The 15,228-nt window shown below is 70.2% G+C and carries 14 protein-coding genes; 8 read left to right on the top strand and 6 right to left on the bottom strand.

Annotation, left to right across the window (positions count from 1 at the left end):
• The first annotated feature begins 45 nt into the window (after positions 1 to 45).
• From CRO12_RS03200 to CRO12_RS03190, 3 genes are read left to right on the top strand one after another with little or no spacing between them, the layout of a single operon-like run.
• On the top strand, positions 46 to 1,560 hold the full coding sequence (locus CRO12_RS03200; RefSeq protein WP_245858163.1) for a sensor histidine kinase: 1,515 nt from the start codon (positions 46 to 48) through the stop codon (positions 1,558 to 1,560).
• Positions 1,557 to 2,000: a response regulator gene (locus CRO12_RS03195; protein ID WP_097062535.1), complete on the top strand. Its 444-nt coding sequence runs from the start codon at positions 1,557 to 1,559 to the stop codon at positions 1,998 to 2,000. The genes CRO12_RS03200 and CRO12_RS03195 overlap by 4 nt, the downstream gene beginning before the upstream one ends.
• Positions 2,000 to 3,037, top strand: coding sequence for a sensor histidine kinase (locus CRO12_RS03190; RefSeq protein WP_097062534.1), 1,038 nt, complete (start codon positions 2,000 to 2,002; stop codon positions 3,035 to 3,037). The genes CRO12_RS03195 and CRO12_RS03190 overlap by 1 nt, the downstream gene beginning before the upstream one ends.
• Before the next feature lie 114 nt (positions 3,038 to 3,151).
• Here CRO12_RS03190 and egtD read toward each other — a convergent pair whose 3' ends face one another.
• From egtD to gluQRS, 4 genes are all read right to left on the bottom strand, one after another.
• Complete coding sequence (gene egtD, locus CRO12_RS03185; RefSeq protein ID WP_097062533.1) at positions 3,152 to 4,129, bottom strand: L-histidine N(alpha)-methyltransferase; 978 nt, start codon at positions 4,127 to 4,129, stop codon at positions 3,152 to 3,154.
• Position 4,130: 1 nt separating this feature from the next.
• Entirely contained in the window at positions 4,131 to 5,390 is a 1,260-nt protein-coding gene (gene egtB, locus CRO12_RS03180; RefSeq protein ID WP_281253371.1) for an ergothioneine biosynthesis protein EgtB, read from the bottom strand.
• 121 nt (positions 5,391 to 5,511) lie between these two features.
• The gene (locus CRO12_RS03175) at positions 5,512 to 5,742 is read right to left on the bottom strand and encodes a twin transmembrane helix small protein (protein WP_097062532.1); all 231 of its coding nucleotides are present in this window, start codon (positions 5,740 to 5,742) and stop codon (positions 5,512 to 5,514) included.
• A gap of 9 nt (positions 5,743 to 5,751) precedes the next feature.
• The gene (gluQRS, locus tag CRO12_RS03170; protein WP_097062531.1) at positions 5,752 to 6,588 is read right to left on the bottom strand and encodes a tRNA glutamyl-Q(34) synthetase GluQRS; all 837 of its coding nucleotides are present in this window, start codon (positions 6,586 to 6,588) and stop codon (positions 5,752 to 5,754) included.
• Between the two features lie 90 nt (positions 6,589 to 6,678).
• Between gluQRS and CRO12_RS03165 the strand changes: the two genes are divergently transcribed.
• From CRO12_RS03165 to CRO12_RS03155, 3 genes are all read left to right on the top strand, one after another.
• Positions 6,679 to 7,245: an HNH endonuclease gene (locus tag CRO12_RS03165; protein ID WP_097062530.1), complete on the top strand. Its 567-nt coding sequence runs from the start codon at positions 6,679 to 6,681 to the stop codon at positions 7,243 to 7,245.
• A gap of 41 nt (positions 7,246 to 7,286) precedes the next feature.
• Positions 7,287 to 9,395, top strand: coding sequence for a transglycosylase domain-containing protein (locus CRO12_RS03160; RefSeq protein WP_097062529.1), 2,109 nt, complete (start codon positions 7,287 to 7,289; stop codon positions 9,393 to 9,395).
• Positions 9,396 to 9,489: 94 nt separating this feature from the next.
• The gene (locus CRO12_RS03155; RefSeq protein ID WP_097062528.1) at positions 9,490 to 11,862 is read left to right on the top strand and encodes a glycoside hydrolase family 31 protein; all 2,373 of its coding nucleotides are present in this window, start codon (positions 9,490 to 9,492) and stop codon (positions 11,860 to 11,862) included.
• A gap of 45 nt (positions 11,863 to 11,907) precedes the next feature.
• Here the strand turns inward: CRO12_RS03155 and CRO12_RS03150 are convergent, their stop codons facing one another.
• Positions 11,908 to 12,420 (bottom strand): DUF4142 domain-containing protein, encoded by a 513-nt coding sequence (locus tag CRO12_RS03150; protein ID WP_179640857.1) that lies wholly within the window; start codon positions 12,418 to 12,420, stop codon positions 11,908 to 11,910.
• A gap of 157 nt (positions 12,421 to 12,577) precedes the next feature.
• Between CRO12_RS03150 and CRO12_RS03145 the strand changes: the two genes are divergently transcribed.
• A complete protein-coding gene (locus CRO12_RS03145; RefSeq protein ID WP_097062526.1) occupies positions 12,578 to 13,579 on the top strand; it encodes a threonine aldolase family protein in 1,002 nt (333 codons plus the stop codon).
• Complete coding sequence (locus tag CRO12_RS03140) at positions 13,576 to 14,493, top strand: DMT family transporter (RefSeq protein WP_097062525.1); 918 nt, start codon at positions 13,576 to 13,578, stop codon at positions 14,491 to 14,493. The genes CRO12_RS03145 and CRO12_RS03140 overlap by 4 nt, the downstream gene beginning before the upstream one ends.
• Here the strand turns inward: CRO12_RS03140 and CRO12_RS03135 are convergent.
• A complete protein-coding gene (locus CRO12_RS03135; protein WP_097062524.1) occupies positions 14,403 to 15,221 on the bottom strand; it encodes a Rossmann-fold NAD(P)-binding domain-containing protein in 819 nt (272 codons plus the stop codon). The genes CRO12_RS03140 and CRO12_RS03135 overlap by 91 nt on opposite strands.
• Between the last annotated feature and the right edge of the window lie 7 nt (positions 15,222 to 15,228).

Genomic DNA, 15,228 nt, shown 5'->3' with positions numbered 1-15,228 from the left:
GCGGTAATCGTTGCGCTCTCGCATGGTTCGCCTATGGCACGCGGCGTGCCACTCAGGGCCCTTGTCCATGTTCGCGACGATGCGCGATCGTTCCGCCGGCTGCTGCTGGCGGCGCTGGCGCTCGGCTTCGTAGCGCTGATCGCGGCGGGGGTCGCGACCTGGAAAAGCACGGAACGGTCCGCCCGCTACAACGCGCTCGTCGACCATACCTATCAAGTGCGCGAATCGATCGCGGCCTTCCAGATCTTGCTAGAGCAGTCGGAGACGGCGCGGCGAGGTTTCATTCTCGATCCGGCACCGCTGTTCCTCCAGACCTATCGCGAGAACGCAGCCGCCCTCTACCCGCAGCTCATCCGCATCGAGGCGCTGGCCGCCGACAACCCGCGCCAGCAGCGTGCGGCGGCGCGGGTACGACGGCTGCTCGACCGCGTGACCGCCGACCGCGACCGCTCGATCGTTCTGGTCCAGAGCGGCCAGTTGGCGGAGGCGATCGTCGGCTTCAGCCGTGGCCAAACGGTCCTCAGCATGCGGGCGATCCGCATGCGTCTGCGGGCGATGCGGGCCGAGGAGGAGCGCCTGCTCACCATCCGCACCAACGATCAGGCGGTCAGCGCCACCGCGTTCCTGGCGTTGCTGGCGCTCGCGGGCGTGCTGGTGGTCGGGATCGCCGCCGTCTCCTTCCTCACCGTGCTGCGCTACACGCGCGATCTCGGACAATCGCGCGCGCGGTTGCAGGAGCTGAACGACACGCTGGAGGACCAGGTCGCGGAGCGGACCACCGACCTGACCCGCGCCAACGATGAGATCCAGCGCTTCGCGTACATCGTCAGCCACGACCTGCGCTCGCCGCTCGTCAACGTCATGGGCTTCACCGCCGAGCTGGAGACGGGCACCAGGGCGATGGCCGAGCTGGTTGACCGCGCGGAGGCGACCGCACCCGAGATCGTGACCGACGAGGCCCGCTTCGCCGCGCGCGAAGACCTGCCGGAGGCAATCGGGTTCATCCGCACCTCGACCGCGAAGATGGACCGGCTGATCAACGCGATCCTGAAGCTGTCGCGCGAGGGGCGCCGGACGATCACCCCCGAGCCGCTCGACATGGCGGCTCTGCTCGCCAGCATCGTCGCGACGCTCCAGCACCGCCTGGACGAGCGCGGGGCGACGATCACGATCGCGCCGGACCTGCCGCGGCTGACCAGCGACCGGCTGGCGATCGAGCAGGTCTTCGGCAACGTCATCGAGAATGCGGTCAAGTACCTCGATCCCGCGCGCGCCGGCCGCATCCAGGTGCGCGGGCGCGAGGCCGGCGGTCGCGCGATCTTCGAGATCGAGGACAATGGCCGCGGCATCGACCCGCGCGATCACGCCCGCGTGTTCGACCTGTTCCGGCGATCGGGCACGCAGGACCAGCCGGGCGAGGGCATCGGCCTGGCCCATGTCCGCGCCTTGACCTATCGCCTCGGCGGGACCATCGACGTCGAGTCGGTGCTCGGGCAGGGAGCGACGTTCCGCATCAACCTGCCGCTCCGCTTTTCGGACACCTCAGGATTAACGACATGAACGCGCACCAGTCCGTCACCATCGTGATGATCGAGGATGACGAGGGTCACGCCCGGCTGATCGAGAAGAACATCCGCCGCGCCGGCATCTCCAACGAGATCCGTCACTTCACCGACGGCACCACCGCGCTCGATTACATGTTCAACGATGCGACCGGGCCGGCGCTGAACGGCCCGGCGCTGATCCTGCTCGATCTCAACCTGCCCGACATGAGCGGGACCGACATCCTGGCCAGGGTCAAGGCGGAGGGTTCGGCCGTGCGCCGCACGCCGGTCGTGGTGCTGACCACCACCGACGACAAGGTGGAGATCCAGCGCTGCTACGACCTCGGCTGCAACGTCTACATCACCAAGCCGGTCAACTACGAGAACTTCGCCCAGGCGATCCGCCAGCTCGGCCTCTTCCTGTCGGTGATCCAGGTTCCGGATCAGGAGGACTGATGACCGCCGGCGCCCCGCGCGTCCTCTACATCGACGACGACGCCGCGCTGCGCCGCCTGGCAGAGCGCGGACTGACGCGGCGCGGCTTTGCGGTCAGCCTCGCCGATGGTGGCGCGGAGGGGCTCGCCATGGCGATGGCCGAACGGTTCGATCTGGTGGCGGTGGACCATTACATGCCCGGCATGGACGGGTTGCAGACGCTGGAGCGGCTCCGCGCGCTGCCGGATGCACCGCCCGTCATTTACGTCACCGGCTCGGAGGAAGGCCGCATCGCGATCGCCGCGATGAAGGCGGGCGCTGCGGACTATGTCGTGAAGACGGTCGGCGACGACTTCTTCGACCTGTTCGCCGCGGCGATCACCAATACGCTGGAAAAGGTGCAGCTCGCCCGCGCCAAGGACCGGGCGGAGGAGGAGCTGCGCGCATCCAACGCCCGGCTGGAGGCGCTGCTGCGCGAGGTCAATCACCGCGTCGCCAACTCGCTCCAGCTCGTGTCGGCGTTCGTGTCGCTCCAGTCGAATGCTCTTCCCGAAGGCGCGGCTAAGGCGGCGCTCAAGGACACCCAGCTGCGCATCGACGCGATCGGGCAGGTCCACCGCCGGCTCTACACGTCCAATGACGTCGAGGGGGTGGAGATGGCCGAGTATCTGGCGGCGCTGGTCGACGAGCTCGCGCAGACCTGGGCGACGTCGCGCGACCACCGCATCCTGGTGACGAGCGAGCCGCTGCGGCTCCCGACCGACCGCGCGGTTTCGGTCGGCGTGATCGTCAACGAGCTGGTCAGCAACGCGTGCAAATACGCCTATGGCGAGGGCACCGGTGGCGAGATCCGCGTCGCGCTGCGCCGCCAGGGCGAGGACCGGTTCGAACTTGCGGTCGAGGACGATGGCGTCGGCCTCATCCCCGGCGCCGCGGCGAAGGGCACGGGGCTTGGCACCAAGCTGGTCCGAGCGATGGCGCAGAGCCTGCAATCGAGCGTTACTTATGCGTCGCCAGGCGTCGGCCTGCGGGCAAGCCTGGTGGCGGGAGTGGCTTAGAGCACCCCGTCATGCCAGCGAAGGCTGGCATCCATGTCTGTTTCGTCCTGGGCCGGACGATAACACCTTGCACTGTCAGACATGGACCCCAGCCTTCGCTGGGGTGACGAATTGCTACGGCGCGCTTCGCTCCGGCTGCGCTTCGGCCAGGATCAGCGCGAACTTGTCCTCCGCGTCCGTCCATTCGGCGACGGGCGTCCAGCCGCCCCCGCGCAGCAGCAGGCGGGCGTCGCGCGGGCCGTACTTGTGACTGTTCTCCGTATGGATCGTCTCGCCCGCCCCGATCGAGAAAGGTCGGCCGTCGACCTCGAAGGCGACATCGCGGCTCGCCTCCAGATGCATCTCGATCCGCGCGCGGTCGTCGTTCCAGAGCGCGCGGTGGCGAAAGGCGTCGACCGGAATCGTGCCGCCGAGCTCGCGGTTGATCCGGTGCAGCAGGTTGAGGTTGAAGGCGGCGGTCACGCCCTGCGCGTCGTCGTAGGCCGGGATCAGCACCTCGACCGGCTTGATCCGATCAATCCCGATCAGCAGCAGTGCGGCGTCGCCGAGCGACGCCCGCATCGAGCGGAGCAGGTCGACCGCGCCGACCGCCAGCATGTTGCCGATGGTGGAGCCGGGAAAAAAGCCAAGCTTCGGCAGGTCGGCGACGGCGGGGGGCAGCTTCAGCGGGCGGGTGAAGTCCGCCTCGATCGGGGTCACCTGCACGCCCGGGAAGTCCGCGGCGATCCGGCCCGCACTCTCGCGCAGGAAGTCACCGGAAATGTCGACCGGCAGGTACGCCGCGGGTGCGAGGCAGCCGAGCAGCAGCGGCGTCTTGGTCGAAGAGCCGGAGCCGAACTCCACCACCGCCGCACCCGCGGGCACGCGGGCCGCGAGGGCGGAGCAGACATCCCGCAGGATCGCGATCTCCGTGCGGGTTGGATAATACTCCGGCAGCGCTGTGATTCCTTCGAACAGCTCGGATCCCCGCCGGTCATAGAACCAGCGCGCCGGGATCGCGCGCTGCGGCAGGGCGAGCCCGGTCAGCACGTCGCTGCGGAACTGCGGGTCGGCCAGACTCGCCTGACCGTCCTCGGCCTCCTGCTTCAGCATGTCAGATGTCCTTGGCCAGCCGGACGCCGGTGAACTGCCAGCGCTGGTGGGGATAGAAGAAGTTGCGGTAGCTCGCGCGCGCATGCCCGCGCGGCGTTGCGCAGCTGCCGCCGCGCAGCACGAATTGTCCGCTCATGAACTTGCCGTTGTACTCGCCGACCGCGCCGGCGGCGGCCACGAAGCCGGGGTAGGGGCGATAGGCGCTGCCGGTCCACTCCCACACGTCGCCGAAGAAGGCGGGGCCACTGGTCGAAGGGCGCGGCTCTACGGCGCCACCGCTGTCGAGAAAGTTGCCGGCGTGCGGATCGTGGGCAGACGCGGCGGCCTCCCACTCGGGCTCGGTCGGTAGGCGCGCGCCGGCCCAGCTGGCATAGGCATCCGCCTCGTAGAAGCTGACGTGGGTGACCGGTGCCGCCGGATCGATCGCGCGGCGTCCGTCGAGGCCGAAGCGGGTCCATCGGCCGTCACCCTCGCGCCAGTAGAGCGGAGCGGTGATCGCCTCCGCCTGCACCCAGGCCCAGCCGTCCGCCAGCCAGTGGCGCGGCTCCCGGTAGCCACCGTCGGCGATGAACGCGGCCCACTCGCCGTTGGTGACGGTCCGGTCGGCGAGCGCGTGGGCCGCCAACAGCGTGGCGTGACGCGGGCCCTCGCAGTCGAAAGCGAAACCGCGGCCGTCGTGACCGATCTCGACGATCCCGGAAGCGCCCTCGATCCAGCGTATCGGGGGCGGTACGGCGACCGGCTGCTTGGGGGCGGGCGCCCAGACGGCGGGTTCGAGCGGGTTGCAGGAGAACAGGTGAAGCAGGTCGGTGACGAGCAGTTCCTGATGCTGCTCCTCATGATGGCAGCCGAGCTCGACCAGCGCGATTGCCTCATTCGGCAGGTCGGGCAGCGCGCGGAGCACCGCCGCCGTGACTCCGGCACGGTAGGCCATCACCTCCGCCAATGTCGGGCGGGTGATGAGCCCGCGCGCGGCGCGGGCGTGGCGGCTGCCCTCCGCCTCGTAATAGCTGTTGAAGAGGAACGGAAAGCGCTCGTCGTGGAGGGTGTAGACGGCGACGTAATCGCGCAGCACGAACGTCTCGAAGAACCAGCTGGAGTGCGCCAGGTGCCACTTGGCCGGCGACGCATCGGGCATCGACTGCACGGTGGCGTCCGCGTCGGAGAGTTGCATGACGAGCGCCTCCGTCAGCGCGCGGACGGCGGCGAACCGCTCGCTCAGCAGGTCGCACGCCGGTTGGGAAGCAGGACGAGTCGACACCGGTTGTTCTCCCTCGCCCACACCGCGCTGGCCAATGAGACGCAACCTAGATCAGCAGTCCGCCCCGCTCCACCATAACGTGGGTTAAACCGCTTGGTTCAGCGTCGGTACGTTGCCCGGCTCAGGTCCGGCCCGCAGCGAACAGCAGCACGACGACGATCAGCACCGCCAGCGCCTGGAAGAAAATGCGGTACTGCATCATCTTGTTCGACTTCAGGGCCGACGCGCTCGGGCCGTCGCCGCCTTTCAGCTCTGCCTCCGTCGTCTTCAGGAAGGTGACAATGCCGCGCACCAGCGCGACCAGGGTCGCGATCATCGCCGCGATCAGGAGCAGGACGAGGAACGTGTTCATGGCAGTAATCTAGGCATTTTCGGTCGAGATACCAGTGCCGCGCAAGCGGTCCGCCAGCGCACGCCCGTCCTCGCCGCGGGCGCGCAGGTCGGCGAGCGACGGAGCGCCGGTGCGCTTCGCCAGCCGCTGCCCGCCGGCATCGGTCAGGAGCGGATGGTGGTGGTAGGCCGGTGTCGGCAGGTCGAGCAGCGCCTGCAGCAGTCGGTGGACATGGGTGCTGGCGAACAGGTCCTCTCCCCGGACAACGTCGGTTACGCCCGCCCACGCGTCGTCGACCGACACCGCCAGGTGGTAGCTCGCCGGCGCGTCCTTGCGGGCGAGCACCACGTCGCCGTGCGCCAGCGGATCGGCCGCAACGGTGCCCGCCCGGGCGTCATGCCAGGTGAGCGGCCCGGTGATGCGCACCGCGGCGGCCATGTCGATCCGCCAGGCGTGCGGCTCCGCCATGCGCCCGCCCGCATCGATCCCGCGGCAGGTGCCGGGGTACAGCGCGCCGCCGGGGCCGTGCGGGGCGCTCGCGCTCTGCGCGATGTCCGCGCGCGTACAGAAGCATGGGTAGAGGAGGCCCAGCCTGCGCAGTTGTTCGAGTGCGGCCTCGTACGCGCCGAGCCGCCTCGATTGCCGCACGACCGGGCCGTCCCAGTCTAGTCCGAGCCAGCGAAGGTCGTCCAAGATCGTCGCGACATGCTCGTCTCGGCTGCGAGTCCCGTCGATATCCTCGATCCGCAGCAGGAAGGAGCCGTCGGCGCCGCGGGCGAGATCGTGTGCGCGGACGGCGGAATAGCCATGGCCGAGATGCAGCCTGCCGGTGGGGCTCGGCGCGAAGCGGCTGACGACCGCGCTCATCCGGGTGCTTGACCGCGAGTCCGCGGGTATGCTGTCATGCGCGTGTCATCCTGTGCGGCAAAGGGTGGCGGCGTGAGTTGAGGGGGGTCCATGTTCCATCCCGACCTGATGCGGCACCCGGACAGTTGTCCGGCGCTGGTGCTCAACGCCGATTACACGCCGCTGTCCTACTACCCGTTGTCCATCTGGCCGTGGCAGACCGCGGTCAAGGCCGTGTTCCTCGACCGGGTCGACATCGTCTCCCACTACGAGCGGGAGGTGCGCAGCCCGACCCATGCGCTGAAACTGCCCTCCGTCATCGCGCTAAAGCAGTATGTGAAGCCGTCGGCGTTTCCGGCCTTCACCCGCTTCAACCTGTTCCTGCGCGACAAGTTCGCGTGTCAGTATTGCGGGACGCACAGCGACCTGACCTTCGACCACGTGGTTCCCCGCGCGTACGGCGGCCGGACGACGTGGGAGAATGTCGCCACCGCCTGCGCGCCGTGCAACCTGCGCAAGGGCGGGCGCACCCCGCGCGAGGCGAAGATGCCGCTCCACGTCCAGCCGATCCGTCCGACCAGCTGGCAATTGCAGGAGCATGGGCGGTCGTTCCCGCCCAACTACCTCCACGATACCTGGCGCGACTGGCTGTACTGGGACATCGAGCTCGAATCCTGAGGGCATTGCGGCCAGCGTATTAGGGTTCTAATACAGGCGCGATGAGCCTGGGGTCATTGTTCAGCCGGTCGGACCGGCACGCTGCCGAGACGCCCGACGAGCCGCTCGGCGGCTTCGAGCATCCGCGCTGGGGCGGACGGGGCGAGCAGCCGCACCCCACCGATCCGCCGCCACCCCCGGCGGGGCCGCCGCCGCGGCGCTTCCGTTGGGGACGCTGGATCATGCGCGTGGCGGGCGCGCTCATCATCCTGCTGGTGCTCGCGATCGGCTGGCTGGCGGTGACCGCGCCCTTGTCGCGCTCGCTCAAGCCACCCGCACCGCCCTCGATCACGCTGCTCGCCGCCGACGGGACACCGATCGCCCGGCGCGGCGCGATCATCGGCGATCCGGTCGACGTGACCAAGCTGCCGGAGCATGTGCCGCAGGCGTTCATGGCGATCGAGGACCGGCGCTTCTATCGTCACTGGGGGGTCAGCCCGCGCGGGATCACGCGGGCGATGTGGAACAACCTCCGCGCCGGCGGGATGCGCGAGGGCGGATCGACGATCACCCAGCAGCTCGCCAAGAACGCCTTCCTGTCGTCCGACCGCACCTTCGGCCGCAAGGCGCGCGAGCTGATGATCTCCTTTTGGCTGGAGGCGTGGCTGACCAAGGACGAGATCCTCAGCCGCTACCTGTCGAACGTCTACTTCGGCGACAATGTCTACGGGCTCGATGCCGCCTCGCGGCACTATTTCAGCCGTCCGCCTGCTCGCCTGACGATCGCGCAGGCGGCGCTGCTTGCCGGGCTCGTCAAGGCGCCCTCGCGCCTCGCGCCGACCGTCAACCTGTCCGGTGCGCGGGCGCGGCAGAAGCTGGTGGTCGCCGCGATGCGCGAGGAAGGCTATCTGACCGCCGCCGAGGCAGCCGACGTCGGTCCCGCGCGCTTGCGGGTCGAGAAGACCCGGACGCTGCCGACCGGCACCTATTTCGCTGACTGGGTGCTGCCGCAGGCGCGCGACCGATCGGGTGAGATCGCCAACGAGATCACCGTCACCACGACGCTCGACACCCGGCTCCAGCGTCTCGCCGAGCGCGCGGTGAGGCGCGCCGGGCTGCGCCAGGCACAGGCGGCGCTGGTCGCGATGCGCCCCGACGGCACCGTGGTCGCGATGGTCGGGGGGCGGAACTACAAGGAGTCGCCGTTCAACCGCGCGGTGCAGGCGCAGCGGCAGCCGGGCTCCACCTTCAAGCTGTTCGTCTACCTGGCCGCGCTACGGAGCGGGATGACGCCGGAGGACACCGTGCTCGACGAGCCGGTGACGATCGGTGAATGGAGCCCCAGGAACGACGGCGGCAGCTACGCCGGCGAGATCACGCTGGCGCGCGCCTTTGCCAAATCGTCCAACGTCGCCGCCGCGCGGCTGACCAAGGACGTCGGGGTCGCGAACGTGATCCGGGTCGCGCGCGACCTGGGCGTCACCTCGCCGATCGCCAACGAGGCGTCGATCGCGCTCGGCACCTCGACCATGTCGCTGCTCGAGCTGACCAGCGCCTATGCCGCGGTCGCCGCCGGGAGCTATCCGGTGCGGCCGCGGGGCTTGAGCGAGGAGGACGAGCCCAGTCTGATCGAGCGGTTTCGCGGACGGCAGACCGTGATGGGGGAGCGTGAGCGCGACGGCATGCGCGAGCTGCTCCAGCGCTCGATCGAGCGGGGTACCGGCCGCTCGGCCGCGATCTCCGTTCCCGCGTTCGGCAAGACCGGCACGACCCAGAACGCGCGCGATGCGCTGTTCGTCGGCTACGCGGGCGGTCTGGTCGTCGGCGTCTGGGTCGGCAACGACGACAACACGCCCAACCCCGGCCTGTCGGGCGGCGGCATCCCGGCGCGGCTGTGGCGCGACTTCATGGTCGACGCGCTCGGCGTCTCCCCGCCGCGCGCGCCGGTCGTCGATGATCCGGTCGGCAACCTGATCGAGGGGATCGGCGATGGCGCGGAGCCGGCGCTGGAGGACGGCCTGGCGGCGGAGGTCGAAGGCCTGGGTCTCAACCTGCGGCTCGACCGCGACGGCAACATCGACGTGCGCTCCAGCGGCGACCGGCCGCGCGACGAGCCGCCTGAACGGGAGGAGCGCCGCCCGCCCGAGGAGGACGAGAACGAGCCGCGCTGAGCGGTCATCCTAGACCATGGTCGTAGCGCCCCGGCGATTGCCACGGCGCGCGCCGCGCGGCACGCTTCCTCCTTGGCAAGGGCAGGAGCGGCGTATGTGGATCGGGGCAGGATGCAGGGCCGCCGCTGACGCGGCGCTCGGAGCGGTAGCGGGGCTGCTGATCGCCGGCTCTGTCCTCCTTGCCTCGCCCGCGCGCGCCGAGCCGCTGGCGATCGTCGACCGCAACGGCGCGATCGTCTCGGTCGAGCCCTACGGACCCAACATCGTCCGCGTCACGATCGCGCTCGACAAGGCGCTCGGTACGGCCGCGCCCGGCTACGGGATCAGCGGCAAGCCGGACCCTGCCGGCTGGCGCCACCGCAGCGATGCGACGGGTGACGTGTTCACCTCCTCCGCCGTGACGGTGACGGTCGATGCGAAGCCGTGGCCGGGCGCTCCGACCCAGATGCAGCGCTATTTCGCGCCGTCGCTGCCCGGCGTCTCGCTGACGCTTGCCCGGCCGGACGGGTCGCCGCTGCTGAGGATGACCGGCTGGGAGATGGCGCCGCATACGGTTAACGGCGAGAAGACGTTTCGCGTCGGCGCGCGCTTCGCCGCCGCGGCCGACGAGCACTTCTACGGCCTCGGTCAGAACCAGGAAGGTGTTCTCGACCTGCGCGGTCGCACCATCAGCTGCAAGCACTGGTACGACGCGCCCGCCGGCGAGACTGTGTGCGTGCCCTTCATGGTCTCGAGCAAAGGCTACGGGATCGTCTGGGACAATCCATCGGTCACCACCGTGTCGCCCGGGCTGCACAGCGCGACCCGGTGGCAGAGCGAGGTCGGCGAGCGCGTCTCGTTCTTCGTCATCGCCGGCGCCACCGCCGACGACCTCTACGCCGGCTATGCGCGGCTGACGGGCGCGACGCCGCTGCCACCCAAGGCGGCCTTCGGACTGATCCAGTCGAAGGCGCGCTACGCCTCGCAAGCCGAGCTGCTCGACGTGGCGGCGGGATACCGGAAGCGCGGCTACCCGCTCGACGTGATGGTGCTCGACTGGTTTCACTGGACGCGGATGGGCCAGATCGACATCGACCGGACCTTCTTCCCCGATCCCAGGGGCATGAACGACACGCTCCACGCGCAGGGTATGCGCTCGATCATCAGCGTGTGGCCGCGCTTCGAGCGGGAGAGCCGCTACTTCGACCTCCTCGACACCAAGGACTGGTTCCTCCGCGACAAGGACGGCAACACCGTCGACGGCCTGCCCGAACGGAGCGACCGCGCGGGCGCCCTCCTCGACACGACCAGCCCGGCGGTGCGCGCGTGGTTTTGGGGCAAGGTGCGCGACAATATCCTGGCGGAAGGCTTCGATTATACCTGGCTCGACGAGACCGAGCCCGATCTGGTGCCGGGCGGCCTGTTCTACTCGATCGGCTCGGGCGACCGGTTCCACAACGTCTATCCGCTGCTCCACACCTCCGCCGTCGCCGACGGGATGGCCCGCGACTTCCCCGACAAGCGCAGCATGATCCTGTGTCGCGCGGCCTATCTCGGCACGCAGCGGAACGGCTGCCTGTTCTGGTCATCGGACATCCAGTCGACGTGGGAGGCGCTGCGGCGGCAGGTGCCCGCCGGGCTCGGCTTCACCGCGTCGGGCATGGCCTATTGGTCGAGCGATACGGGCGGGTGGCAGTCGGCGGCGGGCCCCGCCGCGCCGCGGCCGGTGCTGCTCGATCCGGCCGGTGCCGTCTCGACCGCGCCCAACTACCCCGACTATCCGGAGCTGTTCGCGCGCTGGTTCGCCTACAACAGCTTCACGCCGACGCTGCGTATCCACGGCCAGCGGCCCGGCGGCGGCGCGATCTGGGACTATGGCGCGGCGGCCGAGCCGGTGCTCGCGGCGTTCCTCCGCTTCCGCTACCAACTGATCCCGTACCTCTACGCGCTCGGCTACCAGACCCATCGCAGCGGCGCGCCGTTCATGCGGGCGCTGTTCATGGACTTTCCCGCCGACCCGACGGTCGCGACGATCGGCGACCAATACATGTTCGGCCCGGCGCTGCTGGTCGCGCCGGTGACGGAACAGGGCGTCACCAGCCGCCAGGTCTATCTGCCGGCCGGCGCCGACTGGTATGATTACTGGACGGAGCAGCGCTATCCCGGCGGACAGTCGATCACCGCCGCCGCGCCGATCGACCGAATCCCGCTGTACGTCCGCGCAGGATCGATCCTGCCGTTGGGAGCAGCGGTGCCGAGCACGGCCACGCGCCAGCCGCTGGAATCGATCCGCGTCTACCCGGGCCGGGACGCCACGTTCACGCTCTACGACGACGACGGCGTCAGCAACGGCTACGCCCGCGGCAAGGACGGGCGCACCGCTGTGCTGCGCTGGGATGACACGGCCCGGCGGCTCTCGGCGAACGGCACGCTTCCGACCGGGCAGCGCGTCGACGCGCTGGTGCGGATCGTCGGCGCACCGCGCTGAGCATCGCCGCCCCGGCCGTTCGGGCCCGGGCGGCGATGCGGTCGTTCAGGCGTTGCCGCGCAGGTCCTCGAGCAGCTGGAGGTGCTCCTTGATCTGCCCACGGGCGAGCATCGCGACGTGGCGCATGTGCGGCTGGCGGCCGGCGGACAGGTAGCGCTCCTGCACCGCCAGCAGCTTCTGATGGCCGTCGATCTGCGCGGCGACATAGGCGGCATCGAAGGCGGAGCCGTTAGCCGCCGTGAGACGCGCCATGGCCGCGCGCTCCTCCGCGTCGGGCGGGGGTGGGTTCATGCCCGACGACTCGCGCAGGATCTGCGCGATCGTGGTCTGCTCCGCGACCTCGAAGCCGGCGAACTCCTTCACCTTGGCGCCGCTCGCCTTGGTCTGCGCAAGCTGGCTCGAGCGAAGCGCGAGACCGCCGATCTTCAGCGTGTTGGTCGCGTGCTCGCGCTCGGCGGCACACATCGGCTCGCGCGCCGCCTGGGCGAGCGCGGCGGTTGATGCACCCATGGCCACTGCGCCGCCGAGCAGCGACAGGCCGACTTCCCGTCTGTTCATCACGACTTCCTCCGGTTCGCCAAAGTTGACGCGCGCCGGGAAACGAGTGTTTGTAAGCCTTTGTTGCCATGGTTGATCGGTGTTAGGCGCTTTGTGCCGCACCGCCGGGCAACGCGCGAGTGTTGACGCCCCGCCGCCCGCCCGCCACTCGGCGGCCATGCGCTTCTTCTCCGACAACGCCGCCCCCGTCCACCCCGCCGTCCTGGACGCGCTCGCGGCGGCGAATACGCTCGACACCGCCTATGACGGCGATCGCTGGAGCGCGGCGCTGGACCGGCGCTTCGCCGAGCTGTTCGAGACCGAGTGCCGCGTGCTGTGGGTGCCGACGGGTACCGCCGCCAACTGCCTGGCGCTGGCGGCACTCTGCCCGCCCTACGGCGGCGTGATCTGCCACCGCGAGGCGCACATCCAGGTCGACGAGGCGGGAGCGCCGGAGTTCTACACGCACGGCGCCAAGCTGCTGCTGGCCGAGGGCGACGGCGCCAAGCTGACGCCCGCCGGGATCGCGGGTGTGCTCGCCGGCATACGCGGCGACGTGCATCAGGTGCCCGCGCATGCGGTCTCGATCACCAACGCGACCGAGTACGGGCTGATCTATACACCCGACGAGGTCGCGGCCATTGGGGAGCTTGCCCGCGCGCGCGGCCTCGGGCTCCACATGGATGGCGCGCGCTTCGCCAACGCTGTCGCGGCGCTCGGCTGCCACCCGGCGGACGTGACGTGGCGGGCAGGGGTGGACGCGCTGTCGTTCGGCTTCGTCAAGAACGGCGGCATGAACGCGGAGGCACTGGTGTTCTTCCGGCCGGAGCTCGCCGCGGCGAGCCTTCGGCGGCGCAAGCGCGCCGGACACCTCCAGTCCAAGGGGCGCTACCTCGCCGCGCAGATCCTGGCGATGCTGGACTCGGATCTGTGGCTGGCGAACGGCCGCGCGGCCAACGCCGGTGCACGGCTGCTCGCCGAGGCGGCGGGTACGCGGCTGGTCCATGCCGTGCAGGCGAACGAGGTGTTCCTGCGGCTGACGGCGGGCGAGGCGGCGCGGCTGCGCGGTGCCGGGTTCGATTTCTACGACTGGGGCGTGGGCGAGGCGCGGCTGGTGATCTCCTGGAACCAGACCGCCGCCGACATCCGGCCGCTCGCCGACGCGATCCGCGCCTTGTGAACGCCGCCGATCGCCCGCAGGCGACGCGCGCGGGCATCCTTATCCCGTTTGCGATCGTCACGCTGATCTGGGGATCGACCTGGCTGGTGATCACCGGGCAACTGGGCGTCGTGCCGCCGAGCTGGTCGGTCAGCTACCGCTTCGCGGTCGGTGGCGCGGCGATGCTCGGCTATGCGGCGTGGCGGGGCGAGCGCGCGCGGCTCGACGCGAGCGGATGGGCGTTCGCAGCCGCGCTCGGAATGCTGCAGTTCGTCTGCAACTTCAACTTCGTTTACCGGGCGGAGCAGTACATCACATCCGGCCTGGTCGCGGTCGTGTTCGCGCTGCTGCTGGTGCCGAACGCGCTGCTCGGCCGGCTCTTCCTCGGCCAGCGGCTCGGCACGCAGCTGCTGGTTGGATCGGCAATCGCGGTGTGTGGCGTCGCGCTGCTGTTCCTGCACGAGGTACGCGCGGACCCGGGCAATACCGCCGCGCTGCTCGCCGGGCTCGCGCTGACCGGCGCGGGGGTGCTCTCCGCCTCCTGCGCGAACGTGATGCAGGGGACCGCGCTTGCCCGGCGCTTCCCGATGATCCCGACCATCGGCGTCGCGATGCTGCTCGGCGCGCTGTTCGACGCGCTGTACGCCTGGGCGACGGTCGGCCCGCCGGTGTTCGATCCGCGCCCGTCCTACTGGCTGGGCGTCGTGTACCTGGGGGTGGCGGCGTCGGCGATCGCCTTTCCGCTCTACTTCGGGATCATCCGCGTGGTCGGTCCGGCCAAGGCCGCCTATTCCAGCGTGCTGGTGCCGGTGATCGCGATGCTGCTCTCAACGCTGTTCGAGGGCTATCGCTGGTCGCCGCTCGCGGCGGCGGGCGCACTGCTGGTGATCGGCGGGCTGGTGACCGCGCTCACCGCGCGCAGGCCGAACCGGTAGTCGGGGTAGCGCGGCCGCCAGCCGAGCACGCGCGCCGCCTTGCGGTTCGAGACGCGCCGGTTCTCCCCGTAGAACGCTTGCGCCGCCGGGCTGAGCGTGTCGAGGGCGACGATCGGCGGCGGTGGCACGCCGAGCAGCGCGGCGGCATAGTCGACCACATCGTCCTGCGACGCAGGCAGGTCGTCCGCTAGATTGAACGCGCCCGCCGGTCCGTCGATCGCGGCTGCGACGCCGTGCGCGATGTCGTCGACGTGGACGCGGCTGAACACCTGATCGCGGAGCCCGGTACGGTGGGCGGTACCTGCAGCCACCCGGTCGAGCGGCGAGCGGCCGTGGCCGTAGATGCCGGGCAGTCGCAGTACCCGCGCGCCCCGCGCGAGCCACGCCGCGTCGGCGGCGTTGCGCCCCGCGCGGCGGCCGCGGATGGGCGCGGTCTCGTCCACCCACGCGCCGCCCGCATCGCCGTAGACGCCGGTCGAGGACAGGTAACCGAGCCAGCGCCCGCCCAGCACGTCGCCGTAGCGGTCGAGCACCGGGTCGCGGTCGTCGGCTGGCGGGACGGAGGACAGGATGTTCGACGCCCGGCCGACCGCGGCCCGCACGGCTGCGTCATCGTCAAAGGCCAACGTGCCCGCACGGCCGGTGCTCTCGATCGTCCAGCCGGCCGCGGCGAACTGCCGGGCGATCGCGGACGCGGCGTAGCCCAGGCCGAAGATCAGGAGGTGCACCTACTTT

It is taken from the genome of Sphingomonas guangdongensis (assembly GCF_900199185.1).
Taxonomy (GTDB): Bacteria; Pseudomonadota; Alphaproteobacteria; order Sphingomonadales; family Sphingomonadaceae; genus Sphingomonas; species Sphingomonas guangdongensis.
This window is presented reverse-complemented; position numbering and strand designations above follow the sequence as displayed.